Raw genomic sequence first — 26,793 nt, 5'->3', positions numbered from 1 at the left:
CAGCGTCTGGTGATGATGGCGGAGGGGACACACCCGTACCCATCCCGAACACGAAGGTTAAGCCCTCCAGCGCCGATGGTACTTGGACCGCAGGGTCCTGGGAGAGTAGGTCGTTGCCAGGCAAGTGTATAGAAACGAAGCTATAAGAGTTAATTTACTCTTATAGCTTCGTTTCTATTATAGTATTTATTATAACTTATAATTATCTTGTAAAGAGTGTCTGCGTTTTAATGGGTAATTTTAGTTTATATGTTAATTAGGGTCTCATTGTTTTGTCTTACCTATGTATTGTATATAGAAATTGGTCTAATAATATTGGAGGTAGTGCCTTTTTGAAAACGAGCATTATCATATTGACGAAGAATAATATTGAGTATACTAAATTATGTATTTATAGTATATATAAATATACAAAATCATGGCAATACGAGATTATTATTGTTGATAATAATTCAGATGATGGTACAAAAGATTGGCTAAAATCTCAAAAAGGTTTGATCGTGGTTTATAATCAAACTAATGAGGGATTCCCTCGAGGTTGTAATCAAGGTATTAGGATAGCTTCCGGAGAAAATATTTTATTGCTAAATAATGATGTAATTGTGACAGAACACTGGTTAGATAATTTGTTGGCAGCTCTATATAGTTCTGATGATATAGGAGCAGTTGGCCCGGTATCAAACTCAGTTTCGTATTATCAGTCCATCCCCGTTAGTTACAAAACTATTGAAGAAATGCAGATATTTGCTAGTGCATATAATGCACAACCTTTATCTACTGATTTTCGCGTTCGTCTTATTGGTTTTTGCATGTTAATTCGTCGTAAGATTATAGACAATATTGGCTTTTTAGATGAGCGATTTTCACCTGGTAACTTTGAAGATGACGATTATTCTATGCGTATTTTGAGTGCGGGTTATCAACTTTTACTTAGTAAAAATACTTTTGTTCATCACTTTGGAAGTAGTTCCTTTAAAAAGGATGAATTTTTGTTTAATGAGTTACTTGAAACGAATAGATTGAAATTTATTGACAAATGGGGATTCGATTCTCATGATTCAACAAAGATTCATTTTGAACTGATCGATTTAATTAAATCAAATCAAGAACAAATTATTCATGTTCTTGATTTGAATTGTGGTTGTGGTGCAACTCTTTTGGAGATAAAAACAAGATTCCCTAAAGCACAGATATACGGGATAAGTTCTAGTAATGCAGTTGATTCCATAGCGCAAAAATTTGTAAATATATATTCTGGTTGCATTGAGGATATTAACGAAGGTGAATCTACTGTTTATTTTGATTATATCATTGCAGCTGATGTATTTTCATATGTTCTAGATCTAAATGATTTACTTAAGAAGCTCTCTAGAAAATTAAAAAAGCATGGCAGTATTTTACTTAGCGCGCCCAATATATCTCATTATTTTGTGATTAAAAATTTATTGCATGGGCGGTGGCCATATAGTAATGCTAATATTTATGGTAAGCAAATCCGTTTTTTTACTGCATATGATTTACAAAATTTATTAGAGTCTGTAGGGTTTAGTATTTCAAGTTTTCAAGGTACTAAACTCCAACTTACTCAAGAAGATGAATTTTTGTTGTATCAACTTCAGAATTTAGGACAAGCCGGTGTATCAGAACAAATTTCTGTGTATCAATTTCAGATTAAGGCGGAATTAACAAACAAAGATCAGGGCTGATCTTTGTTTGTTATCATAGGTATTAATTTTTTCTGTAGATAAGTAGATGTACATTATATCTGATTCTAATTACAGCGTTGATAAATTAAAAGCTGATTATTAATATTACTAATGATTACCCTGATTTTCTAAATAATTTTATATTTATAATTTGAAAATTTAGATTTAATATTTTACGTTAGGGGTGTTAATTATTCGTATTTTAATAGCAACTCACAGTCCATTATGGCGTGGTAACATAGGAGGTACTGAGCTCTTTACTGAGGAATTGGTTACTAGGCTTGATGGGTTAAATCAATTTTGGGTTTTATATAGAGTGAATGAAGATCAGATTGTGATTGATTCTTTTATGGATAAAGGATTGGTTACCACACATTCATATCAGTTAAAGGGGAAGGTTGAATTAAATCGTTTTGTTGAGTTTTCAACTTATTTGTATGATATTTATATTCAAATCTTACGAAATTTAAATATTGATGTTCTTCATATTCAGCATTTTATGATGGTGGGACATGAAATATCTCATGCTGCGAGCACGTTAGGTATTCCTATCATGTCATCTATGCATGATTATTATACTTTATGCCCATCCTATAATTTATTAAATAATAGTAATGTATATTGTGGGATTCCTGACAATTTAGAGATTTGTGATGCGTGTATATCTCAAAAGTTTAATGCTCCAGGTGCTCACATGCTTCAGTGGAGATTACAATTTCAAAGTGCGTTAAGTCTCTCAACTTTGATCCACTATCCATCTGAGTTTTCACGTGATTTGGCTTTCAAGGCGTACCCAGTGCTGGTGAACAAGGCTTCTGTTATTTTAGCTACGTCTTTTGAGACTATTGAATCCACAGAAAAAACAATAGAAAGTAAAATATCTAAAATCTGCATATTAGGTTATTATGCTGTTCAAAAAGGTGCTATTTTAATTCGGGAAATTATTCCTGAGATTATTAGAAATGGTATAGTTGTCTATTTTATTGGAAGTTCCGAAGAACAGTGGTCATTTGATCATGATGTATTAAATAATTGCAGGTTTCTAGGTTCTTATGATGGTAGACATGGAAATGTTATTAATATATTAAAAGAAATAAATCCGGATGTGGTATTGATATTGTCAATATGGCCTGAAACATTTATGCGGACTTTGACTGAAAGTTGGTCTGCACATGTTCCTGCGATTGTTCTAGATATTGGCGCACAATCTGAACGTGTACGTGAACATGGTGGCGGTTGGATTGTTCCTAAAGGTACATTACTTGAAATTAAAGAAACAATATTAAAAATGCTTATGATTGAGATTCCTGGAAACAAAGTTAACTTTACAAAAGTTTGTTCTGATACAGAGTTAGCGATTGAATATCATCGAACTTACGAAACTATTATGAGAATTAGTCCTTATATTGATACGTGGGATCAAATCATTGATGATATCACTGAATTAATTGGTGCCCCTAGAGATGAGGTAGTGGATAGTATGCAACGTGAACTAATTCATGATGGGTCATCGGTTGCTAATGAGTGGATAAAAGTTAATCCTAAAACTGACTTAGAAATTATGGAATTTTATCAAAATACCCGTGCATATTTATATGATTTAGCGGGTGTTAATGCAATTACTGAACGGAAAAAATGGAACCATTTAGTACATGTTTTTTTGATGTATAACATTGGAATAGGGAATATTAAATTATTGGATTATGGTTGTGGAATTGGTAATGATGCATTGTTTTTTGCAAATAAGAATTATGACATCGTTTGTTTTGATGTGGGTGGATTTAATTTGAAACTTGCTGAACTTCGTTGCAGAAAACTAGATTTAATCAATGTTCAGTTTATTGGTTTTCCGCAACTTCCTAGAAAAAATGAATTCCATGCAGCAATATGTTTCGAAGTGTTAGAACATGTTTCTGATCCTGTATCAGTATTGCGTAATATATCGGATAGTTTAGTCATTGGTGCATTTGCATTTATTACAGAGTCATTTGAATTAATTGATGCCAAATATCCGAGCCATTTAGAAAGTAATCGTGTGTATATCCATAGGCTTAATGACATTGCTGATGCAGTTGGGTTGTCTTATGTAACGACATTGGCGAATAGAGTGCTCATTTTTAAAAAACGTGAGATGTAAATTTTATGATAATATTTGCTTTAGTATTTTTATTTATTAGGTATTGTAGGAGGTTCTATTATGCACAATCAATTATGGCTTTTTGATATGGATGGGACGTTGTTTCAGACGGAGCGGGTGGCGATTGATGCGTTTCGTGAGGTGTTTGCGCAATTGAGGCTTGATGGGATTCGGGTGCCGGACGAAGTAACGGAGGAGCGGATTACGGGTATATTTGGGTATACGCATGATCGGCTGTGGGCTCAGTTGTTTGGGCGGGGTTTGACTGCGGACGAGCAGGCGCGTGCGGATGGGTTATTGCTTAGTGGGGAGATTCGCCTTATTCGTGAGGGGAGAGGGGCGTTGTATCCGGATGTGCGGGAGACGCTGCTTACGCTTCGTGAACGTGGTGCTACGCTTGCGGTAGCTAGCAATGGATTGCCGCCTTATATTGAAGCGATTGTTGATTATTATGGGCTGCGTGAGCTGTTTGTGGAATTGTATTCTGCTGGTGGATATCAAGTGAATTCAAAGGTGGATTTGGTGCGTATAGCGTGTAGTGAGATTCCGCATGAACGTGGATTTATGGTGGGGGATCGATTGACCGATGTCGAGGCGGGACTGAAGAATGGGCTTGAGGTGATTGGGTGTGCGTTTGGATTTGCTCGAGAGGATGAATTTAGGGGAGCGCATCGTATAGTCAAAAGGTTTTCGGATATTCTAACCATGCCGGGGCAATAATCGGTGTGGTTTTTTGTTTGTATGATTGAATGAAAAAGAATAAAAAAATTTTGTGTTATGGTCACTAAGATATTTACATTGCGTAGTTGGGTGAATATAATGAATTCATAAGGTCAAGTAAAGTCAAAGTCAGAGGTGGTGGATATTGGGGTCGTGAGGAGTACAGCGGATCTCATAGAAGCCTATCTGTCCGACCTGATTGAGAAGAGTGCAAATGGTGTGGTCGAGGTGCAACGTAATGAATTGGCTGAAGTCTTTTCGTGCGTACCGTCTCAGATCAACTATGTGATTGCCACGAGATTTACATTGGAGCGTGGCTATATTGTAGAGTCAAAGCGCGGTGGCGGTGGATATATTCGCATTCGTCGCGTGGCTACTGTGGATTTGCATGAGGTTGGACAGTTGATTCGCAATGTGGGTGACCGCATTGCACAGCGCGAAGCAGAAGGTATCTTGTGGCGGCTTGAAACGGATGGTGTTCTATCGGCGCGCGAAGCATGTATGTTGCGTACGGCGGTATCGCGAGAGGTGTTAATTTTACCCTTGCCTGAACGTGATATGTTGCGGGCTCGCTTACTTGCATCGATGCTTGCAGCGCTGTATGCCAATCGAACTGGGGACTCAAGTTGATTGGTTTAGTGCGACTTATCAACACCTTGTTAACAGCCTGTTGATAAGTTGTGGACAAGTGCTTTTTATAAAAGCGAATGATTGAGTAGTTTCGGATTGTAACTGTAACTAGTGAAGTAACTAGTGAGGGATTCAAACCGTGTACTTATTGCAGTATTTCTGTGTATGGTGTGAATGTTATGGAGTATGGTTAACAATGAGGTATTGTGATTGTAGATGATGTGTGACGAATGAGAGTGTTTGTACTGTAAGGATGGTGATCATGGATGCTATGTGAACAATGCGGGGAGCGGCCTGCGACGGTGCATTATACGGAGATTGTGCAAGGTAATAAGAATGAGTTTCACATGTGTGAGGTATGTGCGAGTCAAAAGGGACAGGCGGCTTATCAGGCGTTGGCTGGGGCATTTTCAGTGAATCAGTTGCTGTCGGGGTTGTTACACTTTGATTCGACAGTGGCACCGCGTTCGGATGCGCCTGCACCACGCTGTGAACATTGTGGATTGACGTTTGCGCAGTTTGTGAAGATTGGACAATTTGGCTGTGAACATTGCTATGAGACGTTTACGGAACAACTTGGGCCGCTTCTAAAGCGGGTACAAAGTTCGGATCATCATACGGGGAAAATTCCTAAACGGCGAGGTGGAGCGATGACGCTTCGCAGAGAGTTAAACCAATTGCGCAAGGAACTTCAAGTAAGCGTAATGGAAGAGCGTTTTGAGGAAGCTGCACAACTGCGTGATCGTATTCGCGGGTTAGAACAACATTTACATGTGGAAAAGCAGCAGGAGGAGTAAAAGGTAAAAGGTAAAAGGTAAAAGGTAAAAGGTAAAAGGTAAAAGGTAAAAGGTAAAAGGTAAAAGGTAAAAGGTAAAAGGTAAAAGGTAGAAGGTAGAAGGTAGAAGGTAGAAGGTAGAAGGTAGAAGGTAGAAGGTAGAAGGTAGAAGGTAGAAGGTAGAAGGTAGAAGGTAGAAGGTAGACTTGCAGGGTGGACGATTCATCAAGTGGCTACTTTTGAGTGAGAATGATAGGCAGGTGAGGCGGTATGTCGTTGAGCGATTTTTTGTCGCAGGCCTCTAGTAAGTGGTTGCGCGATGAGGGGCCTGAGTCAGATATTGTGATTAGTAGCCGCGTGCGCATTGCGCGAAACTTAGTGGGGCATGTGTTTCCGATGATTGCGACTGAGAGTGATAAGCAGGCGGTGTTAGATGAGGTTGAACGTGCTGTGAAGCAGCCTCAGGTGGAGCAATTAGGACGGTTTGAGTTGTTAAAGATGGGGAGTTTAAGTCCTGTAGAGCAAGCAGTGCTTGTCGAGAAGCATCTTGTGAGTCCGACGCTTTTGGAGTCTTCTGGATCAGCCGTCATTTTGCGGGATGATGAAGAGATGGGCGTGATGGTTAATGAAGAGGATCACCTGCGTTTGCAGTGCCTGCTTCCAGGCTATCAGCTTGATGCAGCGTATGGTCTTGCAGAGCGGTTAGATGATGCGCTTGAAGAAACGTTAAATTATTCATTTGATGAGACGAGAGGATATCTTACGGCTTGCCCGACCAATGTAGGCACGGGGATGCGGGCATCCGTTATGGTTCATTTACCAGCGCTTGTCCTGACAGGGAGCATCCAGCGCATCTTGTCAGCAGTGACACATGTAGGTCTTGTGGTGCGTGGGATTTATGGTGAAGGAACGGATGCGCTTGGAAATTTATTTCAAATATCTAATCAGATAACGCTTGGGCAGAGTGAACAAGAAATTTTGAGCAATTTGCACGGTGTGGCAAAGCAAATTATCGATCATGAGCGAGTGGCGCGCCAGCACTTACTTTTGCAAAATAAAGATCCAATCGAAGATCGCGTATGCCGATCATTTGGCATCTTAGCGTATGCGCGACAAATAGACTCTAAAGAAGCGATGCAGCGAATCTCTGATGTGCGTCTTGGCATCGATCTAGGGATTATCAAAGGTGTGTCCGCGAATATTTTGAAGGAACTGATGGTGGCGACGCAGCCAGGATTTTTACAAACATACTATGAACATGAAATGACGCCAGGTGAACGCGATGTGAAGCGCGCGTCAATGATTCGAGAGCGCCTACGCATGGATCAAGTCTAATTTGGGAGTTGGAAAGGGGTCTTACACGATGTTATTTAATCGATTTACAGAACGCGCACAAAAAGTGTTGACGTTAGCGCATGAAGAAGCGGTGCGCCTTGGCCATCCGGGCGTAGGTACGGAGCATATTTTGCTTGGTCTCGTAAAAGAGGGAGAAGGCATTGCGGCGAAAGCGTTACTAAGTCTTGGTATCACAGGCGATAAAATTCAACGTGAAGTTGAGAAGATTATCGGGCGTGGACCAGGCAATACGACGGGGACGACGTACACGCCACGCGCCAAAAAGGTGATCGAATTATCGATGGATGAAGCGCGCAAATTAGGTCACAATTATATTGGAACGGAGCATATTTTGCTTGGCCTTATTCGCGAAGGGGAGGGCATTGCGGCTCGCGTTCTCGGAAATCTTGGGGTCAATTTGTCTAAGGCGCGACAAACGGTGTTGCAGTTGCTCGGAGCAGATACTCCTGAGGCGAACTCAGAAGCAGGGACGCCTGCTGCAAGCACACCGACGCTCGATGGATTGGCTCGAGATTTGACAGTGTTAGCAAGGGATTCGAAGCTCGATCCTGTGATTGGTCGCGCTACAGAAATTGAACGGGTGATCCAAGTGCTGTCGCGCCGCACGAAAAATAATCCTGTGTTGATTGGTGAACCTGGGGTTGGTAAGACAGCTATTGCAGAAGGGCTTGCACAGCGCATTGTATCTAATGAGATTCCGGAGACGCTTCGCAATAAGCGTGTCATGGTGCTCGATATGGGGACGGTAGTCGCTGGCACGAAGTATCGGGGGGAATTTGAAGATCGTCTAAAGAAGATCATGGATGAGATTCGCAATGCAGGCAATGTTATTCTCTTTATTGATGAGTTGCACACATTGATCGGAGCAGGTGGAGCGGAAGGCGCGATTGATGCATCCAATATTTTAAAACCAGCACTAGCGCGTGGCGAATTGCAGTGTATCGGAGCCACGACTTTAGATGAATATCGCAAGCATATCGAGAAGGATGCTGCACTAGAAAGGCGTTTCCAACCGATCAAGGTAGAGCAACCGACAGCTGATGAGGCTGTGCAGATTCTCTATGGCCTGCGAGATCGGTATGAGGCGCATCATCGGGTGCATATTACCAATGAAGCGGTAGAAGCAGCTGTGCGGCTGTCTGATCGCTATATCGCTGATCGGTTTTTGCCAGATAAGGCGATTGATTTGATTGATGAAGCGGCGTCGCGTGTACGGTTGCGGACATATACGGCTCCGCCGAATTTGAAAGATCTCGAGGTGCGGTTAGAGGAGATTCGTTCGGAGAAAGATTCTGCGATTCAAGGTCAGGAGTTTGAATTGGCTGCTTCTTTACGCGACAAGGAACAAAAGTTGCGCGATGATCTTGAGCGCCGGCGCCTGGAGTGGCAGCAGCGGCAAGATTCACACGATGTGGCTGTAACAGAGGATGACATTGCAGAAATTGTATCAACGTGGACGGGAATACCTGTGAAGAAACTAGCTATGGCTGAGTCGACGCGTTTGCTCAATATGGAAGAATTATTGCACGAGCGTGTGATCGGTCAAAATGAGGCAGTTGAAGCGGTCAGTCGTGCGATCAGACGCGCACGCGCAGGGCTAAAGGATCCGAAGCGGCCGATTGGATCGTTTATCTTCCTTGGGCCGACAGGGGTTGGGAAAACGGAGTTGGCGCGAGCGCTTGCAGAAGCGATGTTTGGCGATGAGGACGCAATGATTCGCGTGGATATGTCGGAATTTATGGAGCGGCATACGACGGCCAGGTTAGTCGGAGCGCCTCCTGGGTATGTAGGATATGATGAGGGCGGACAGTTGACGGAGAAGGTGCGGCGCAAACCCTACTCGGTGGTGCTGTTAGACGAGATTGAAAAGGCGCACCCTGAAGTATTTAATATATTGTTACAAGCGCTCGATGATGGGCGTTTGACGGATGGCAAAGGGCGGACAGTAGATTTTCGCAACACGGTGATTATTATGACGTCCAATGTTGGGGCTCAGATGATTCGTAAAGGTGGCCCACTTGGCTTTACGAATAGCCAGGACAGTGCATATCACGATATGAAAGATCGCGTACTGGAGGAATTGAAGAAGACGTTCCGGCCGGAGTTTCTCAATCGAATTGACGATTTGATCGTGTTTCATCCGTTGGAGCAAGCGGATATTGCGCAGATTGTCACACTTCTTGCAGATGAATTAGGGAAACGACTTGAAGATTCTGGGTTGGTCCTTACTTTGACACAGGAGGCAAAAGACTTCCTTGCTAAAGAGGGATTTGATCCCCAATATGGTGCGCGTCCGCTAAAACGTGCGATGCAGCGGCATATTGAAGATAAATTGTCAGAAGCACTGCTCGCAGGAACCATTGCGCGCGGCGATGAAGTCAGAATTGACGTCGATCCAGCAGGCGGTTTACAAGTGGAACGGTTATCGCAACCTGCAGTGCAGTCTTAAGTAGACAAATCAATTGTGTTCATAAATTTTCTATAAAACGGTCGCAAGGGTGCTATTTGCTCCTCTTGCGACCGTTTTGCTTCTTTAATTGACTAGCCAATTTTTGTGTCCTCATGTATAGTGAAGGCGTTATGAAAAAGCCAAAAAGCAAGTTTGTGTGCGCAGATTGTGGGACGGAGAGCCCAAAGTGGTTAGGTAAGTGTCCCGGTTGTGGCAATTGGGGATCGATGTCAGAAGAGCTTGTGGTATCATCTGTGATGCAAGAAGGTGCGCTGCCATCTATGTTACAAAAGCACGCTACACCTGTTCGGTTAAGTCAAGTAGAGACAGCGGAAGTGACTCGTTTTTCGACAGGTAGTGCAGAGTTTGACCGTGCGCTAGGCGGTGGCGTGATTCCTGGCGAGGTATTTCTTGTTGGCGGCGATCCAGGTATCGGTAAGTCGACTCTCCTGTTGCAGACGGCTCAGCTTGTTGCAGGGGCAGGATTTGTAGTACTCTACGTGACAGGTGAAGAGTCGATACAACAAGTGAGGTTACGTGCACAACGCTTAGGTGCTTTTCACGATGCACTCTATGTTTTAGCGGAAACTGATGTGGATGCGATCTTGCAACATGTGCTAAAGTTGGAGCCGCAGTTTCTTATCGTAGACTCGATTCAAACGATGTTTCGTTCTCATGTGCCAAGTGCGCCCGGAAGTGCGCAACAGGTGCGTGAGTCCACGATGGCATTATTGCGTCTTGCAAAGGATAGAAATGTTGCGACGTGTATCGTAGGTCACGTGACAAAGGATGGAACGATTGCAGGGCCGCGTTTGATGGAGCATATGGTGGATGCTGTATTTTATTTTGAAGGGGATCGCAATCAGCGATTTCGCATCTTGCGCGCAGTGAAAAATCGCTTTGGATCGACCAATGAGATCGGTGTATTTGACATGCAATCGGGTGGATTGATCGATGTTCTGAGTCCGTCTGAGATGTTTTTAGCTGAACGATCAGTTGGAGTCGCAGGTTCGGCTGTAGTTAGTAGCCTTGAAGGCACGCGTCCTATGCTCATCGAAGTGCAGGCCTTAGTGACTCCTACGGCGTTTGGGACACCACGGAGAATGGCGTCTGGCGTGGATTATAATCGAGTATCATTATTGATGGCAGTATTAGAGAAACGTGTTGGGTTACCCCTTCAGAGCCAAGATGCATATGTCAATGTGGTGGGTGGCGTACAAATGGATGAACCAGCTGTCGACCTTGGTATTGCGGTATCGATCGCTTCTGGCTTTAGGGATGTACCGATTCAGTCAGGTGTAGTGTTGATCGGTGAAGTTGGGTTGACAGGTGAGGTGCGTGCTGTGACGCACTTAGAAAAACGGATTCAGGAGGCAGCTAAACTCGGATTTACACGGGTGATTGCTCCATCTGGTAATATGAAACGGCTAGATAGAGACAGCGCATCAGATATTGAAGTGATCGGCGTCGGTTCACTTCAAGAAGCGTTGCGATTAGCGCTAGGGGGTTGAGGAGATGGCGCGTGAACGGGATGATGCAAAACGTGAAGCGATGATGATGAAGATTTTGCGCATGGTGGCACCTGGAACGCCGATACGCGAAGGCGTAGACAACGTGTTGCGCGCAAAGACCGGGGGACTGATCGTAGTTGGATGTGATGATCAGGTAGAATCTCTTGTAGATGGTGGATTTGCGATTAATTGTGACTTTAGTCCAGCGCGTTTATATGAGCTAGCTAAAATGGATGGTGCTATTATTTTGAGCGAGGATGCAAAGCGCATCCAGTTTGCCAATACGCAGTTAAATCCAGACCCTACGATTCCTACTGGGGAAACGGGCACTCGCCACCGAACGGCAGAACGAGTTGCAAAGCAAACAGGGAAGTTAGTGATCTGCGTGTCGCAACGGCGCAATGTCATTACACTGTATCAAGCGACAGGGCGGTACGCGTTAAACGATATTAGCAGGATCATCACGAAGGCCAATCAGGCACTTCAAACGCTCGAACGCTATAAGTCCGTTCTTGATTCTACATTGTCTAATCTCTCTGCACTTGAAATGGATGAGATTGTGACGCTTCAAGATGTAGTAGGTGTGATTCAGCGATTTGAGATGGTATTGCGCATTAAGGCGGAGATTAAACGCTATATTACAGAGTTGGGATCGGAGGGACGACTGATCTCGATGCAGATGGACGAATTGGTCTCGCGCGTCGAAGAGGAAGCGTACCTCTTGGTGAAAGATTACTCAGCCAGTGATCAAGAGTTAACACCGCATCAGATCTTAACGGAGATTCACGGGTTTGATACAGAAGATGTATTGAATGGGCAAGCGATTGTGTATGCGTTAGGATACTCAGGAATAGCCAACTTAGCGGAGGCTAATATCGCGTCGCGCGGATATCGCATATTGCATAAAATCCCGCGGTTACCACAACCGGTTATTGAAAACTTGACTGAGGAGTTTACCACACTTGGGAAAATTGTATCAGCAACTGTGGAGGAACTAGATGATGTTGAGGGGATTGGATCAGTACGTGCAAGATCGATCAAAGAGGGACTAAAACGCATGCAGGAAATGGCGTTTATGGAGCGCAATTTGTAGGCGCGTATATTGTGCTACGGATGCTTTGATTTAAAGGGAACATGAGTTGGAATTGAAGCACAGTAAAAAACGGTGTGGAGGAGGACTATATGCGCAAGTCACTCGCAAATTTACTTACTCTTCTTAACCTAGTACTTGGTATGGCTTCACTCATGCTATCTGTTCAAGGGGCTTACGAGACTGCTGCACTTTTGGTTATTGTAGGGATGGCTTTTGATGGGTTGGATGGACGTGTCGCTAGGGCGCTTGGTATATCGAGCGACTTTGGTAAACAGCTAGACTCGCTTTCCGACATTGTAACTTTTGGTGTTGCTCCGGCGATTATTATGTGGGACGTAGTACTTCGCGATATGGGTGTATTGGGTGCCGTGATTGCTTGTGCCTTTCCTGTTGCAGGTGCTTTGCGACTTGCTCGATTTCATGTACAAACGGGACAAAAACATTATTTTGTTGGCCTACCGATCACTGCGGCAGGAGGTATTCTTTCCACTTTTGCACTGTACCATGGATTGATTCCGCTATTTTGGCTACCTATTTTAACGGTTGCATTGAGCTACTTGATGATAAGTAAGACGCGCTATCCTAACTTTAAACATCTGGCTGTACCGCGCTTTGCCTATATGGTTGTACCGCTGATTGCACTCGTTGTTGCTGTGGTGATGATTGATCATAAGGATTTAGTGGCGCGGGCGATATTCATTGTTTTAGCTCTATATGGAGGATACGGTGTTTGGTATGATCTGCAAGCGTTTCGTAAGCGCAGAGCTAGGCGGAGAGACGCTTATCGGTCTACGCATCATTAGAAACATGTGATTTAATGGAATTGATGAAGTTTTCACAATTGACCTATTTATAATCGTCGTGATAAGCTGTCAATGATTACGTTTAAAAGTTTTTGAGGTGCCTATAATAAAGTAAAGGAGGTGATATCTGTTGGTACGCAGGTTAGTTCAGATCTTTTTCTTTGTTATCGGTTTGGCGCTTGGAGGAGCATATGGAGAACGCGTTTTCGCACTCATACATGTTCCGATGTTCCCTTGGGAAAATATTGCTTCAGCTGTGGTTGGCGGTCTCGTCGCGATGTTTATTGCGACGTTTGTTGTTAATCCTTTTGTGGAGTGGTTTCGTTGGCTTGAAGATAAGTTGATTCGCACACCGCTTGTCGACTTGTTATCAGGTGTTCTTGGTCTTTTGATAGGACTTGGAATTGCGTTTGTCGTGACGCCAGCGATTGGCCATATTCCCGTAGTGGGGGTTCTTATTCAATTTTTTGCTTCCGTTCTTTTAGGTTATTTAGGTTTTCGTATCTTCTTCTCGCGCCGCGAGGAAATTTTCTCTCTGATCCCGTCCTTGTTGTCTAAAGGGGCGCGGGAACGAGCTTCTAAAGGGGCGCAAGCGCCTACTTCTCGTGGAGGCGAAGCAAAGATATTAGATACGAGCGTGATCATCGATGGACGGATTGCAGATATTGTAGAGACAGGCTTTCTTGATGGTGTGTTGATCATCCCATCTTTTGTGCTGGGTGAACTTCAACATATCGCTGATAGCTCAGATGTGTTAAAACGCAATCGCGGACGCCGTGGCTTAGATATTCTCAACCGCATTCAAAAAGAACTAAAGGTAAAAGTTCAAGTGCTTGAGATTGATTTTGAGGAAATTGCAGAAGTTGATAGTAAGCTTGTGAAACTAGCTAAACAAATCGGCGGGAAAGTAGTAACAAATGATTTTAACTTGAATAAAGTCGCAGAATTGCAAGGCGTTTCTGTGCTGAATATTAATGATTTGGCCAATGCTGTGAAACCAGTAGTACTTCCTGGTGAAGAAATCACCGTTCAGATTATTAAGGACGGGAAAGAATACGGTCAGGGCATCGGCTATCTCGATGATGGAACGATGATTGTCATTGAAGGTGGGCGCGAGTATATAGGCAATCGCCTCGATGTATTGGTGACAAGCGTTTTACAAACATCTGCTGGACGGATGATTTTCGCTAAGCCTAAGGTGCTGGAAAAGGCGCTGTAGTGCTGGTGTAGCTATTGTAGTGGTTTCCTTTATGGTGACTGGCTTATGAAACAGGTATCTTCAACATGTACCTAACCATGTGCTATAATAACAGGAAAATGTTATGCTCGGTAGCTTTGTTGCTATATAGATAGCGAGTAGGCGATAAGCATGGATGGTACTGGAGAGGCACAACGTGGATGATACCATGAGTGGGATGATGATCGAAGAGTTAGATGTTCTTGTGATGGCCGCAGGAATGGGGACACGGATGGGCGGGGCAGAGCGGAAGCAGTGGCTTTCGCTCTGTGGTCGTCCGTTGTTTATGTATACAGTTGAGCGCATTCTCTCATTTGGGGTCACTTCGTGTATTGTGGTCGTACATCCAGATGATCTTTTGCGCGTGGAAGAGGAATTGAGAACAAAACAGTGGGAAAATGTGCGAGTTACTACCGGCGGGGATGATCGTCAGTTGTCTGTGCACTATGGACTACAATTAGCTACGAGAAAGTATGTAGCTGTTCATGATGGAGCACGCCCGTTTCTTACACGGGAAGATTTTTTGGCTGTGATCGCAAAGGCGGCTATAACGGGTGCAGCAACTTTGGCACACCCTGTATATGACACGATCAAGCGCGGCGATGAACACTTACTAGTGGCCGAACATGTAGACCGCTCTATGTTGTGGGCTGTGCAGACTCCTCAAGTTTTCTTGCGTACGTGGCTCCATACAGCTCATGAGATGGCTAAAGAAAGGGACGACCGCGGAACAGATGATACGGTACTTGTAGAGCACATTGGTAAACCAGTGTCTCTTGTGCGCGGGTCAAAGTGGAATGTGAAGCTCACGGATGCAGAGGATATTGTGTATATGAGAATGTGGGAGGCTCAAACGTGCGGGTTGGATTAGGGTTTGATGTGCATCGGTTTAAGGCAGGGCGGCCGTTAATGCTAGGAGGAATTGAAATTCCTTTTGAAGTGGGTTTAGATGGGCATTCTGATGCAGATGTATTGTTACATGCTGTCATGGATGCGCTTCTGGGTGCGGCTTCACTCGGGGATATTGGCGATCATTTTCCTGACACAGATGAGCAGTATCTCGGGGCATCCAGTGTCGCGTTATTGCGCTCAGTTGTGGACCTAATTCATGAGCGCAACTATCGCGTGGGCAATCTGGATGTGATGGTTCTCGCAGAACAGCCAAAGCTTGCTCCCTATAAGAAGGACATGATACACTTATTGGCACGCGAATTGGCGGTCGATGAAATGGACGTCAGTATTAAGGCTACTACGATGGAACGCATGGGCTTTGTGGGACGAAAAGAAGGCATCGCTGTAGAGGCTATTGTCTTATTGATAGATAGTGCAAAGGAAAGATAGCGTAAACGTATGAGGATAGATTGAGGTGATGGTATGAGTGTGCGCGTGCGCTATGCACCGAGTCCTACTGGACATCTGCACATTGGGGGGGCGCGGACTGCCCTTTTTAATTATTTATTTGCAAAAAATATGGGTGGGACATTGATACTGCGGATCGAAGATACTGATTTGGAGCGCAATGTAGATCGTGCAGCGGATGGTTTTGCACAGCAATTACGCTGGCTTGGCATAGAATGGGATGAAGGAGCATATGTGGGTGGAGAATACGGTCCCTATGTTTGTACGGAACGACTCCCTATTTACGCAAAACATATTGAGCTTTTGCGTGAAAAGGGGTTAGCCTATGAGTGTTTTTGTACGGAGGATGAGCTTTCGTTGGATCGTGAACGTGCGATTGCCAATGGAGAGACGCCAAAGTATGTTGGACGATGTCGCCATTTAACGGCAGAACAGCGACAAGCATATCTTGAAGAGGGGCGCCAACCGACGGTGCGTTTTCGCGTTAATGATGAAGATACGATTGACTTTATCGATATGATACGCGGGAATATGACATTTGATGCAGGAGCTACTGGCGGGGACTTTGTGATCGTTAAATCAAATGGGATTCCAACGTATAACTTTGCTTGTACGGTTGATGATTATCTGATGAAGATTACGCATGTGATCCGCGGTGAGGAGCATATTTCCAATACACCACGACAACTGTTGCTGTACCGAGCATTTGGGTGGGAGGCGCCTACTTTTGCGCACGTATCCTTAATTCTTGGCGCGGATGGTAAGAAGTTAAGTAAACGGGATGAGTCGATTGTTCAGTTTATTGAGCAGTATCGTGACCTTGGGTATCTGCCGGAGGCGATGTTTAACTTTCTCGCATTGCTTGGATGGACGCCGCAAGGAGAACAGGAAATTTTAACGAAGGAAGATATGATTGAGTCTTTTGGATTTGATCGGGTGCATAAGAGTGGAGCATTTTTTGATGCCGCAAAGTTGGCGTGGATGAATGGTCACTATCTTCGTGAGCGATCGGAGCAAGAATTATTGCCGCTTGTCAAACATACTTTTATGAAGTACGATAAAGAAAGTAAGGAACGTGAATCTGATTCGTTTCTTCTTCTGCTGACAGCGTTGTATAAAGATAAGATAAACTATATAGGGCAGTTACCTGAGTTGGCCCTTCCGTTTCTTGAAGATTTTCCTGTACTCGATGAGGATGCACGCATTTTATTGTCTGATGTGTCTGTGCGCATGGTACTTGAGGCGTTTGCAGATGCTATGGCTAGTGCAACGACATGGGATGCAGAAGTTGCGAAGGCTACGTTAAAAACGGTTCAGACTGTGACAGGATGTAAAGGGAAAGATTTATATATGCCTGTTCGTGCAGCGGTACTTGGTCAACTGCATGGACCTGATCTCAACAAATCGTTAGCGTTGCTAGGGCAAGAGCGCATTCTCTTGCGCCTTAAGCACGTGATGTCCCTATAGAGTCGATCATTTGGGATAGTATGCAAAGCAAGCCGCTTCAGAGAGCCTTTTTGCCCATCGTTGGGCGCTGTGAGGAAAGGTAGTTGGCTTCTTGCAAAATGCGCCAAATGCGAGCGAAAGGAACGGCGGATACCAAGCGGCATCTTCCTAGTAAAATTCGCCGGGGCCGCCCGTTATAGCGGATTCAAGAGTTGCTATCGCCAATCGTGCGAAAGCAGAATCAGAGTGGAATCGCGGGTAACCCGTCTCTGGCTTTACTAGAGGCGGGTTTGTTATGTGTAAAGGGGGGTTGACCGATGTTTCGTCGGATGCGTGAAGAGATTGATTTTATCATGGAAATGGATCCTGCTGCTCATTCTCGATTTGAAGTATTCCTTACGTATTCGGGATTACATGCGATCTCGTTTTACCGCATAGCTCACTCATTGTATCAACATCAATGGTTTACGCTTGCGAGGGCGATTTCACAATTTGCTCGTCTATTGACAGGGATTGAAATTCATCCGGGCGCTGTTATTGGCAAAGGGCTTTTTATCGATCACGGTACAGGTGTTGTGATTGGAGAGACGGCGATCATTGGGGATTATGTGATCCTCTATCAAGGGGTAACGCTTGGCGGGACTGGAAAAGAAAAGGGGAAACGCCATCCGACGATTGGTAATCACGTGCTGATTGCGACTGGGGCAAAGGTGCTTGGATCTCTTACTGTGGGAGATTATGCAAAAATAGGTGCTGGCTCTGTTGTGCTTAAATCGGTGCCGCCACATTCGACTGTTGTGGGTATTCCGGGGCGCGTTGTGGCTATTGAAGGTCGGCGCGTAGATGAACTGGATCAAGTGAGCTTACCGGATCCGATCTCCGAAGTAGTGCAAATGATGCAAGATCGCATTGAGGTTTTGGAACGCAGTCTCGCACAGTTAGAGTCTGAGCGTGTAAGATGGCGAAGCTAAGGAGGATCAGAAGATGTCGATACGCTTGTACAATAGTTTATCTGGGGAAAAAGAAGTATTTGAACCGATTGAACCTGGTGTAGTGAAAATGTACTCTTGCGGCCCTACAGTATATAATTACTTTCATATTGGTAACGCGCGGGCTTTCGTGGTATTTGATATGGTTAGACGCTATTTGCGCTATCGGGGCTTCAAGGTAAAGTTTGTGCAGAATTTTACGGATGTTGATGATAAGCTGATCAAGCGTGCTAACGAACTGGACACGACTGTGAATCAAGTTGCTTCACAATATATAGATGCGTATTTTGCTGATGCTTCTGCTTTAGGGATTGAGCAGGCGGATGTGCATCCACGTGTGACGGAGACCATGGATGATATTATTGCGTTTATCTCAGGTTTAATTGACGCGGGGTATGCCTATGTCGCTGACGGAGACGTGCTTTTTGATACGCCAAAGTTTAAAGACTATGGACAGCTATCCAAGCAAAGCCTAGATGAATTGCAAGCGGGTAGTCGCGTAGAGGTGTCAGATTTAAAGCGCAATGCGATCGACTTTACGCTCTGGAAGGCGGCAAAGCCAGGTGAGCCATGGTGGGATAGTCCGTGGGGACACGGTCGTCCGGGATGGCATATTGAGTGCTCGGCGATGATCCAGAAACATTTGGGTGAGCATATTGATATCCACGGGGGTGGACACGATCTATTATTTCCACACCATGAAAACGAGATTGCTCAAAGCGAAGCACTTCTTGGAGCTCCACTAGCGCGTTATTTTTTGCACAATGGCTATATCAATATCAATAACGAGAAGATGTCTAAGTCTCTTGGCAACAGCATTTTTGTGCACGATCTTGTGAAACGTTATGATTCACGTGCGTTGCGGATGTTTTTGCTCTCTGCGCAATATCGTAGCCCGATTAATTACTCTGATGATGTCATGGCGCAGATGGTGGCAGCCATTCGGCGAATGGATAGTTGTTATGATAGTATCGTTGCCAAACTAGAAACGCCATTTTTGCCTGAGGGAGAAACGTTTGATGCATCGCCGTGGGAAGATCGTCTGATTGAAGCGATGGATGATGATATTAACACAGGGGATGCCATTGGCGTGATGTTTGATTTTATTCGCATGGTTAATAGTTACCTTCATCAAGGTGATGTGGATCGAGCGGGATTACAGGGCAGATATGAAAAGTTGAAAAATTGGCTACAATTATTTGGGTTAGAGAAAATTGCAAGTGAGTTGCCTGATGAGGAAATTGCGCAGATGATTGAGTCCCGAGCACAAGCGCGATTTGCACGAAACTTCGCAAAAGCGGATGCCATTCGCGAGAAGCTTTTAGAACAGGGTATCCACCTTGAAGATACAGCACAAGGTGTGAGGTGGTGGAGGGAATAGCATTGGAACTAGAGGAGAAGGCGTATCGTATGCCCCCGTTAGCCTTGGCTTATATAGGCGATGCGGTATGGGAACTTGCTGTGCGAGAGTTTCTTATAGCACAGGGGGAAACGCAGCCAAGGCGATTGCATCGCTTAGCCGTTTTGCGGGTACGTGCTAAGGCGCAGGCGGATCGTTTGCGCAAGATTACAGAGGAACTCTCTGAACGTGAACGGGATGTGGTGCGCAGAGGGCGCAATGCTAAGTCGGCATCTGTGCCAAAAAGTGCATCTGTGGCTGATTATCGAGCGAGTACGGGCATCGAGGCTCTCATTGGGTATGTGTATTTGGCAGGACAGCAAGAACGATTAAAGGAAATTATGCAGTTATTGTTACAAGTTGAGGAGAATGATCTATGTTAAGGAAACGAGTATCAGTTAAAGCAAGGATGCAAGGTACAGGTGGCAATCGATCGGGTGGTCAAGGTAATGCAGGGTTCGCTAGACGTAGTGAGGGATTTGATCGGTCACAGAATGAAGGCGGGAGAAGTGGTCAATCACGAGGCGGCGAACGCAGCAGTGAGTCGCGCTATGGTCAATCGCGAGGTGGCGAACGCAGTAGCGAGTCGCGCTATGGTCAATCACGAGGTGGCGAACGCAGTAGCGAGTCGCGCTATGGTCAATCGCGAGGTGGCGAACGCAGTGGTGAGTCGCGCTATGGCCAGTCACGAGGCGGCGAACGCAGTAGTGAGTCGCGCTATGGCCAGTCACGAGGCGGCGAACGCAGTAGCGAGTCGCGCTATGGCCAATCACGAGGTGGCGAACGCAGTGGTGAGTCGCGCTATGGCCAGTCACGAGGCGGCGAACGCAGTAGTGAGTCGCGCTATGGCCAGTCACGAGGCGGCGAACGCAGTAGTGAGTCGCGCTATGGGCAGTCGCGAGGTGGCGAACGCAGTAGTGAGTCGCGTGGTGGTCAATCACGAGGTGGCGATCGCAGCACAAGCACGCGACGTAACCGAGGTAGTGATCGCGAACAGCGCAATTATCGTGAAGAACGGGAACGTACCAGAGAGACGGCATATAGCCAAGATGCAAAAGAGGTACAAGAAGAGTTTGTGTTTGGTAGAAGGTCAGTTCTAGAAGCTCTTAAAGGGCAACGGGCGCTAAATAAAATTTTATTGCAAGAAGATGCCTCGGGGGGCAGCTTAAACGAAATTTTAGCTGTTGCTAGAGAACAACGTGTGATTGTACAAAAGGTTCCAAAAGCAAAGATGAATGAGATTGTAGGGGAACGCAGTCATCAAGGCGTTATCGCGTATATTTCCGCAAAGGAATATGTGGAATTAGAAGATCTTATTCAAAAGGCTAAAAGTCAAAAACCGGGTCTTCTCATCCTGTTAGATGGAATCGAAGATCCTCATAATTTGGGTTCCATTTTACGCGCAGCTGATGGTTCTGGAGCTGCAGGTGTAATTATTCCTAAACGGCGTGCTGTACCGCTCACGGGAACGGTTGCTAAAGCTTCTGCAGGTGCATTGGAACACGTCGACGTCGCTCGCGTAAGCAATATTGGACAAGCTATGGAGCGATTAAAAGAGGCTGGGTTCTGGGTTGTTGGAGCGGCGCCGGAAGCAAAAGAAATGTACTGGCAGGTAGATTACTCTATGCCTGTTGCTCTAGTGATTGGCGCAGAAGGAGAAGGTATTGGCCGACTTACCTCGGAGCGCTGTGATATTCTAGTAGGTTTACCCATGCGCGGACAAGTCAATTCGTTAAACGCAGGTGTAGCTACGGGGATTATCTTGTATGAAATTTTGAGGCAACGGCTATCTAAATAACCGCACTTGCCTGATTTTTGCTATTGACCCACACAAAATAAGATTGACCCTCTCGGAATCTATCATGTATACTGACTTTACTATAATGCGATGATAGAGTCCCCGGAGGGATGACGGTGGCAGTTGAACTTTTGGTTGAGTATGGCAGGAGCCTTGACGACATCCCGGACGAATTATTAGTCGAGTGCGTAAGGGTTGGCGATGATAGAGCGCTGGAATGTTTAATCCAGCGTTATAAAACGTTTGTACGTGGGAAGGCGCGCTCCTATTTTCTAATAGGGGCTGACCATGAGGATATTGTGCAGGAAGGTATGATTGGATTATATAAAGCAATCAGAGACTTCCGAGATGATAAACTCGCCTCGTTCAAGGCATTTGCGGAGTTGTGTGTAACGAGACAGATTATTACCGCGATTAAAACGGCTACGCGGCAAAAACACGTCCCGCTAAACTCCTATATATCATTAGACAAGCCTATATACGACGAAGAGTCGGACCGAACGTTGATGGATGTGATTGGCATAGCGCGGGTAGCCGATCCAGAAGAGCTCATGATTAATCGCGAAGAATTCAGCCGAATTGAGTATAAAATGGCACAATTGTTGAGTGAATTAGAGCGAAACGTTTTGATGCTTTATCTGGATGGACGCTCATATCAAGAAATCGCTGTGGATTTGCAAAGACATGTGAAGTCGATTGACAATGCTCTTCAACGTGTGAAACGCAAGTTAGAGAAGCATTTAGAAGATCGACTTGCATGATGGAAGCCGCACAATCAAAAGATATTTTTCATGCACAATGACTAAAATATTGTCAAAAGGGCAATATTGACATACGTCGTTGCTTGTGTTAGAGTATTTTGGTGTTTTCGGCTTTGTAAAGGGAGGTGCTCTACATGCGTGTGACGATAACGTTAGCTTGTACGGATTGCAAGCAGCGTAACTATACTACGATTAAGAACAAGAAGAATAACCCGGATCGTTTAGAAATGAAAAAGTTCTGTAAATACTGTAATTCTCAGACTGCACATCGTGAAACGCGGTAATGTAACAGGCTTTTTCTGTCCGTGGGGTCTATCCGCAGTTGGGGGTGCCTTTCTTGAGTAATTTACTTTCAAGCGTACAGAATGGCACAAATAGTATGCTTGGTTATTTTCGCGGGGTAGTAGAAGAGGTCAGGAAAGTGCGCTGGCCAACTCGCAAAGAATTGACTACGTATACGATTACGGTCGTTGTGGTGTGCGTTGTTCTGTTTTTGCTGACTTATGGATTTGACTGGCTTGTCACTCGGGCATTTGAGTTGCTGGGTATAGGGAATTCCTGATTATAACTTAGGAGGTGCGGGCTACCGCCCTCGGTCTATGGAAAATCAAAATCAATTAGAGACGTTATGGTATGTGCTTCATACTTATTCTGGGTATGAAAACAAGGTTAAAGCCAATCTTGAACGTCGCCTTGAGTCGATGAACATGTCAGACAAGATCTTTCGGATCTTGGTTCCAACTGAAGAAGAAATTGAAGTCAAGAATGGCAAGAAAAAAACGGTGCAACGCAAAGTATATCCTGGTTATGTACTCGTTGAGATGATCATGACGGATGATTCTTGGTATGTCGTGCGTAACACGCCCGGCGTAGCTGGTTTTGTCGGATCTAGCGGAGCGAACTCAAAACCAACTCCTTTATTATCTAACGAAGTAAGGCAGATCTTGATGCAAATGGGTGTAGATGATGTGAAGACGCGCTTTGAGTATGAGGTCAAGGAAGCGGTTCGCATTATTAATGGTCCTTTTGCAAACTTTGTGGGTACGATCGATGAGATTTTGTGGCCAGAGCAAAAAGTCCGCGTATTGGTTTCGATGTTCGGTCGCGAAACTCCTGTTGAACTTGATTTCGAACAGATGGAGAAACTATAATAGTACAGTCTATAGAGCGAAGCACCGTTGTGTAAAAGGTGCATACGGTGCTCAGTTTAATGTTAATCCGCTACTATGTGCGTGCATTGTTGTGCTGTAGTGGGAGGTCGTGGGATAACCTGCGGTCGTCATACCACATTGGTGAGGGAAAGTGAGGTTTTTCAAGTGGCAAAACGCATTATGAAGCTTGTAAAGCTGCAGGTGACTGCAGGAAAAGCCACGCCGGCGCCTCCGATTGGACCTGCATTAGGTCAAGCGGGCGTCAATATTATGATGTTTTGCAAGGAGTTTAATGCTCGTACCGCTGATCAACCTGGGATGATTATTCCGGTTGTAATTACCGTATATGAAGATCGCTCATTTACGTTTGAGTTAAAGACACCTCCTGCATCTGTGTTGCTTAAAAAGGCGCTCGGTGTGGAAAGTGGTTCTGGCGAACCGAATAAAAAGAAGATCGGTACGTTGCCACGCACTAAGGTGCGGGAAATTGCTGAAATGAAGATGGTTGACCTGAACGCAGCAGACGTAGAAGCTGCAATGCGCATGGTTGAAGGCACAGCGCGTTCGATGGGCATTGTGATTGCAGACTAGTACGATATGTTGTGTGAAGTGGGAGGTGCGCAAAATGAGAGGATTTTCTCATGATGATGCGCCGTCTACCACATTTAGGGAGGAACGAGATCATGGCAGGAAAGAAGTATGCTGAAGTAGCGAAGCTAGTTGAAAAAGATCGTTTATACGATCCTATCGAGGCGTTAGAACTTGCAAAGCAAACCTCTGTTACGAAGTTTGATGCTTCTGTTGAGATTGCATTTCGTTTAGGCTTAGATCCTCGCAAAAACGATCAACAGATTCGCGGTGCTGTTGTACTACCGCACGGCACTGGTCGAACAGTGCGTGTCATCGTTTTTGCAAAAGGTGACAAGGCGCGTGAAGCGGAAGCAGCTGGAGCAGATGTTGTGGGCGATGATGATTTGGTTGCACGTATTTCAGGTGGCTGGATGGATTTTGACGCCGCTATTGCAACTCCTGATATGATGGCGAGTGTTGGTCGGCTTGGTCGCGTGTTGGGTCCAAGGGGATTAATGCCTAATCCAAAAACAGGAACTGTAACTTTTGATGTGAAAAAAGCAGTAGAAGAAGTGAAGGCTGGTAAAATTGAATATCGTCTTGATAAAGGGGCGAATGTTCATGCTGTGTTGGGGAAGGTTTCTTTTCCTACAGAGAAGCTTCTAGAAAATTATCAGGCGATTCAGGATGCATTGCAAAAAGCAAAACCTGCAGCGGCAAAAGGGCAGTATTTCCGTAGTGTTTCAGTAAGTACCACGATGGGACCTGGAATTTCTATGAATCTTCAACGGTTAACCGCTGCAGCACGGACAGAGTAATTATTCGGTTTGACACTTGTGATGATGGTCAATATGTGATATAATTATATAAGTTTGTCGAGCTGTAGACAGTAGGTGCTCTTTTGAGCTTAATATAACCTACCGAGGCTGCGACCACCGGATCGGATGAAGGTGTATTGCCTTTTAGCTGAAACGTTTGGACGTAGTCTCCGCCTCGGCGGAGTTTTTTGTTTGCTAGGAGGTGTAAATGGTGAGTGTTCGTGAAGAGAAGGCAGCACAAGTAGCTGAGATTGCAGACAAGCTGTCCAATAGTAAAACGACGATTATCACTGACTATCGTGGTTTAACAGTTGCGGAAGTCACTGATCTGCGCAAAAGACTGCGCGATGCGGGTATTGAGTTTCGCGTGTTAAAGAACACCTTAGTTCGTCGTGCGACTGCAGAGTCAGGGACGTCTGCGGTAGACGTGTATTTAAAGGGACCTACTGCAATTGCATTTAGTACAGATGACTTAGTTGCACCTGCTAAATTGCTCAATGACTTTGCTGTTAAGAACAAGGCTCTTGAAATCAAGGGCGGTCTTGTTGAAGGTAAGTTGGTTGATGCAGATGGTGTGAAGGAACTAGCTACGTTACCATCACGTGATGGATTGTTATCGATGTTGCTTAGTGTATTGCAAGCGCCAATGCGCAACTTGGCTTATGCAACAAAACAAATTGCAGATCAAAAAGAAGCGCAAGAAGCATAGATTTGCTTTGGGTTACCGTCGTAGTGGTGTCTTAGAGTAAAACACCAACAACAACGAGAATATAAGATGGTTTGTGGAGGGATACACGTGTCTAAAGAACAAATTATTGAAGCGATTAAGGGCATGACTGTACTAGATTTGAACGAACTTGTTAAAGCAATCGAGGAAGAGTTTGGTGTAACTGCAGCAGCTCCAGTCGCCATGATGGGTGGAGCAGGTGCAGGTGCAGGTGAAGTAGAGGCAGAACAAACTGAGTTTGATGCGATTCTTGTAGAAGCAGGCGCTTCGAAGATTAACGTAATTAAAGTTGTTCGCGAAATTACTGGCCTAGGATTGAAAGAAGCGAAAGAAGTAGTTGATAATGCACCAAAAGCTTTAAAAGAAAAGGTTAGCAAAGAAGATGCTGAAGCAATCAAAACAAAGATTGAAGAAGCAGGCGGCAAAGTCGAAATTAAGTAGTTTTCTATGCTTGAATGTAATCAGCGGATCGCGCTTTGCGTAGTCCGCTGATTTTTCTACCTATGCAAAGTTAGCGATTGTAAACCATTCTATTACATAAGCTTACTAGGGTGATTAGAGGGAGATTCATATGTCGGACCACTATTATAGCTCAAAACCTAGTAGTCTATCAGAGCGCTCTGAAATTCATGCCGTTTTGCGTGGTCTCTCGTTTAAATTCGTGACTGACCGCGGTGTATTTAGCCGTTCTGAAGTTGATTTTGGATCGGCATTGCTAGCTGAATCGGCATTTATTTCGCCGGGTGATCGACTCTTGGATTTAGGATGCGGCTATGGGGTAGTTGGCATAGCGTTAGCTAATTCTGTGAAGGATGTTGAGCTTTGGTCGGTGGATATCAACGAACGTGCGGTAGAGTTGTGCAGGATGAATGCAGCGCGCGTAGGTATTGAGGCGCACGTTCTGGAAAGTGATGGCGTTGCGAAGATACCGAGCGAGATTGCATTTAATTGTGTGGTTTTGAATCCTCCGATTAGAGCAGGTAAATCCACGGTGTGGCGTCTATATGCAGAAGCTGAATCAGTACTTTTGCCGCATGGCGAGCTATATGTCGTCATTCAAAAAAAACAAGGTGCTCGTTCTAGTACGGAGTATTTGCGCACGCTATTTCATACAGTGGAAGTCATAGCAAACAAGTCCGGGTATCAAGTCATTCAATGTGTCAAAATGGCAACATAACAAATAAAGATTATTTATTTAGTTTAAAATTGTCAAATGATGTTGACTTGGGATGTCTTACGTGGTATCGTAGCTTAATGTGAAATATTATTCTGGGGTTGTATGCTCTATGAATGAATATTTTGCTTACATTTCGGCAATAGAAGTATATTACGCATTTGAAATAGAAGAGAAATGAGGT

At 44.7% G+C, this 26,793-nt stretch carries 27 protein-coding genes, 1 rRNA gene and 1 other annotated feature; all 28 genes read left to right on the top strand.

Annotated elements, in window-relative coordinates; genetic code table 11:
* Nucleotides 1–5: 5 nt before the first annotated feature.
* The 28 genes from rrf to MM817_RS10655 all read left to right on the top strand — a co-directional run bounded on the left by rrf (nucleotide 6) and on the right by MM817_RS10655 (nucleotide 26,612).
* Nucleotides 6–122, top strand: a 5S ribosomal RNA gene (rrf, locus tag MM817_RS10790).
* 210 nt (nucleotides 123–332) lie between these two features.
* Complete coding sequence (locus tag MM817_RS10785; RefSeq protein ID WP_241714782.1) at nucleotides 333–1,706, top strand: glycosyltransferase; 1,374 nt, start codon at nucleotides 333–335, stop codon at nucleotides 1,704–1,706.
* A 316-nt stretch (nucleotides 1,707–2,022) separates the two neighbouring features.
* Nucleotides 2,023–3,843 carry a methyltransferase domain-containing protein gene (locus MM817_RS10780; RefSeq protein WP_241714780.1) on the top strand — a complete coding sequence of 607 codons (1,821 nt, stop codon included), beginning with the start codon at nucleotides 2,023–2,025 and terminating at the stop codon, nucleotides 3,841–3,843.
* 60 nt (nucleotides 3,844–3,903) lie between these two features.
* Complete coding sequence (locus MM817_RS10775; protein ID WP_241714778.1) at nucleotides 3,904–4,563, top strand: HAD family hydrolase; 660 nt, start codon at nucleotides 3,904–3,906, stop codon at nucleotides 4,561–4,563.
* 153 nt (nucleotides 4,564–4,716) lie between these two features.
* A complete protein-coding gene (locus MM817_RS10770) occupies nucleotides 4,717–5,193 on the top strand; it encodes a CtsR family transcriptional regulator (protein WP_241714777.1) in 477 nt (158 codons plus the stop codon).
* Nucleotides 5,194–5,459: 266 nt separating this feature from the next.
* Entirely contained in the window at nucleotides 5,460–5,990 is a 531-nt protein-coding gene (locus tag MM817_RS10765) for a UvrB/UvrC motif-containing protein (protein ID WP_241714775.1), read from the top strand.
* A 248-nt stretch (nucleotides 5,991–6,238) separates the two neighbouring features.
* Complete coding sequence (locus MM817_RS10760) at nucleotides 6,239–7,303, top strand: protein arginine kinase (RefSeq protein ID WP_241714773.1); 1,065 nt, start codon at nucleotides 6,239–6,241, stop codon at nucleotides 7,301–7,303.
* 28 nt (nucleotides 7,304–7,331) lie between these two features.
* Nucleotides 7,332–9,773 carry an ATP-dependent Clp protease ATP-binding subunit gene (locus MM817_RS10755; RefSeq protein ID WP_241714771.1) on the top strand — a complete coding sequence of 814 codons (2,442 nt, stop codon included), beginning with the start codon at nucleotides 7,332–7,334 and terminating at the stop codon, nucleotides 9,771–9,773.
* A 131-nt stretch (nucleotides 9,774–9,904) separates the two neighbouring features.
* Complete coding sequence (gene radA / locus MM817_RS10750; RefSeq protein WP_241714768.1) at nucleotides 9,905–11,284, top strand: DNA repair protein RadA; 1,380 nt, start codon at nucleotides 9,905–9,907, stop codon at nucleotides 11,282–11,284.
* A 4-nt stretch (nucleotides 11,285–11,288) separates the two neighbouring features.
* Nucleotides 11,289–12,377: a DNA integrity scanning diadenylate cyclase DisA gene (gene disA / locus MM817_RS10745; protein WP_241714757.1), complete on the top strand. Its 1,089-nt coding sequence runs from the start codon at nucleotides 11,289–11,291 to the stop codon at nucleotides 12,375–12,377.
* Nucleotides 12,378–12,466: 89 nt separating this feature from the next.
* A complete protein-coding gene (gene pssA, locus MM817_RS10740) occupies nucleotides 12,467–13,180 on the top strand; it encodes a CDP-diacylglycerol--serine O-phosphatidyltransferase (protein WP_241714738.1) in 714 nt (237 codons plus the stop codon).
* A 130-nt stretch (nucleotides 13,181–13,310) separates the two neighbouring features.
* The gene (locus MM817_RS10735; protein ID WP_241714736.1) at nucleotides 13,311–14,399 is read left to right on the top strand and encodes a PIN/TRAM domain-containing protein; all 1,089 of its coding nucleotides are present in this window, start codon (nucleotides 13,311–13,313) and stop codon (nucleotides 14,397–14,399) included.
* Nucleotides 14,400–14,574: 175 nt separating this feature from the next.
* Nucleotides 14,575–15,288, top strand: coding sequence for a 2-C-methyl-D-erythritol 4-phosphate cytidylyltransferase (gene ispD / locus MM817_RS10730; RefSeq protein ID WP_241714734.1), 714 nt, complete (start codon nucleotides 14,575–14,577; stop codon nucleotides 15,286–15,288).
* Nucleotides 15,273–15,758 (top strand): 2-C-methyl-D-erythritol 2,4-cyclodiphosphate synthase, encoded by a 486-nt coding sequence (ispF, locus tag MM817_RS10725; RefSeq protein ID WP_336605168.1) that lies wholly within the window; start codon nucleotides 15,273–15,275, stop codon nucleotides 15,756–15,758. Before ispD ends, ispF begins: the two co-directional genes overlap by 16 nt.
* Nucleotides 15,759–15,791: 33 nt before the next feature.
* Nucleotides 15,792–17,243: a glutamate--tRNA ligase gene (gene gltX, locus MM817_RS10720; RefSeq protein ID WP_241714732.1), complete on the top strand. Its 1,452-nt coding sequence runs from the start codon at nucleotides 15,792–15,794 to the stop codon at nucleotides 17,241–17,243.
* Nucleotides 17,244–17,539: 296 nt separating this feature from the next.
* A complete protein-coding gene (gene cysE, locus MM817_RS10715; protein ID WP_241714730.1) occupies nucleotides 17,540–18,193 on the top strand; it encodes a serine O-acetyltransferase in 654 nt (217 codons plus the stop codon).
* 13 nt (nucleotides 18,194–18,206) lie between these two features.
* Complete coding sequence (gene cysS / locus MM817_RS10710) at nucleotides 18,207–19,592, top strand: cysteine--tRNA ligase (RefSeq protein WP_241714729.1); 1,386 nt, start codon at nucleotides 18,207–18,209, stop codon at nucleotides 19,590–19,592.
* A gap of 2 nt (nucleotides 19,593–19,594) precedes the next feature.
* Nucleotides 19,595–19,993: a Mini-ribonuclease 3 gene (locus MM817_RS10705; protein WP_241714727.1), complete on the top strand. Its 399-nt coding sequence runs from the start codon at nucleotides 19,595–19,597 to the stop codon at nucleotides 19,991–19,993.
* Nucleotides 19,987–21,408, top strand: a complete 1,422-nt coding sequence (gene rlmB / locus MM817_RS17280; protein ID WP_336605167.1) for a 23S rRNA (guanosine(2251)-2'-O)-methyltransferase RlmB — start codon at nucleotides 19,987–19,989, stop codon at nucleotides 21,406–21,408. The genes MM817_RS10705 and rlmB overlap by 7 nt, the downstream gene beginning before the upstream one ends.
* A gap of 110 nt (nucleotides 21,409–21,518) precedes the next feature.
* A complete protein-coding gene (sigH, locus tag MM817_RS10695; RefSeq protein ID WP_241714725.1) occupies nucleotides 21,519–22,169 on the top strand; it encodes an RNA polymerase sporulation sigma factor SigH in 651 nt (216 codons plus the stop codon).
* Nucleotides 22,170–22,303: 134 nt separating this feature from the next.
* Nucleotides 22,304–22,453 carry a 50S ribosomal protein L33 gene (gene rpmG, locus MM817_RS10690; RefSeq protein WP_241714714.1) on the top strand — a complete coding sequence of 50 codons (150 nt, stop codon included), beginning with the start codon at nucleotides 22,304–22,306 and terminating at the stop codon, nucleotides 22,451–22,453.
* 53 nt (nucleotides 22,454–22,506) lie between these two features.
* A complete protein-coding gene (gene secE, locus MM817_RS10685) occupies nucleotides 22,507–22,731 on the top strand; it encodes a preprotein translocase subunit SecE (RefSeq protein WP_241714712.1) in 225 nt (74 codons plus the stop codon).
* A 37-nt stretch (nucleotides 22,732–22,768) separates the two neighbouring features.
* Nucleotides 22,769–23,320 (top strand): transcription termination/antitermination protein NusG, encoded by a 552-nt coding sequence (gene nusG / locus MM817_RS10680; RefSeq protein WP_241714710.1) that lies wholly within the window; start codon nucleotides 22,769–22,771, stop codon nucleotides 23,318–23,320.
* Nucleotides 23,321–23,485: 165 nt separating this feature from the next.
* Nucleotides 23,486–23,911 (top strand): 50S ribosomal protein L11, encoded by a 426-nt coding sequence (gene rplK / locus MM817_RS10675; RefSeq protein WP_241714708.1) that lies wholly within the window; start codon nucleotides 23,486–23,488, stop codon nucleotides 23,909–23,911.
* Between the two features lie 92 nt (nucleotides 23,912–24,003).
* Nucleotides 24,004–24,708, top strand: a complete 705-nt coding sequence (gene rplA / locus MM817_RS10670) for a 50S ribosomal protein L1 (RefSeq protein WP_241714706.1) — start codon at nucleotides 24,004–24,006, stop codon at nucleotides 24,706–24,708.
* A gap of 44 nt (nucleotides 24,709–24,752) precedes the next feature.
* Nucleotides 24,753–24,908, top strand: a sequence feature (ribosomal protein L10 leader region).
* A gap of 8 nt (nucleotides 24,909–24,916) precedes the next feature.
* Entirely contained in the window at nucleotides 24,917–25,417 is a 501-nt protein-coding gene (gene rplJ / locus MM817_RS10665) for a 50S ribosomal protein L10 (protein WP_241714703.1), read from the top strand.
* 87 nt (nucleotides 25,418–25,504) lie between these two features.
* Nucleotides 25,505–25,876, top strand: coding sequence for a 50S ribosomal protein L7/L12 (rplL, locus tag MM817_RS10660; protein ID WP_241714701.1), 372 nt, complete (start codon nucleotides 25,505–25,507; stop codon nucleotides 25,874–25,876).
* A 130-nt stretch (nucleotides 25,877–26,006) separates the two neighbouring features.
* Nucleotides 26,007–26,612 (top strand): class I SAM-dependent methyltransferase, encoded by a 606-nt coding sequence (locus MM817_RS10655; RefSeq protein ID WP_241714700.1) that lies wholly within the window; start codon nucleotides 26,007–26,009, stop codon nucleotides 26,610–26,612.
* Nucleotides 26,613–26,793 lie beyond the last annotated feature (181 nt).

This window comes from Sulfoacidibacillus ferrooxidans (assembly GCF_022606465.1).
GTDB lineage: Bacteria > Bacillota > Bacilli > Alicyclobacillales > SLC66 > Sulfoacidibacillus > Sulfoacidibacillus ferrooxidans.
The sequence above is the reverse complement of the archived record's forward strand: the minus strand, read 5'-3'. Positions and strand labels throughout refer to the sequence as shown.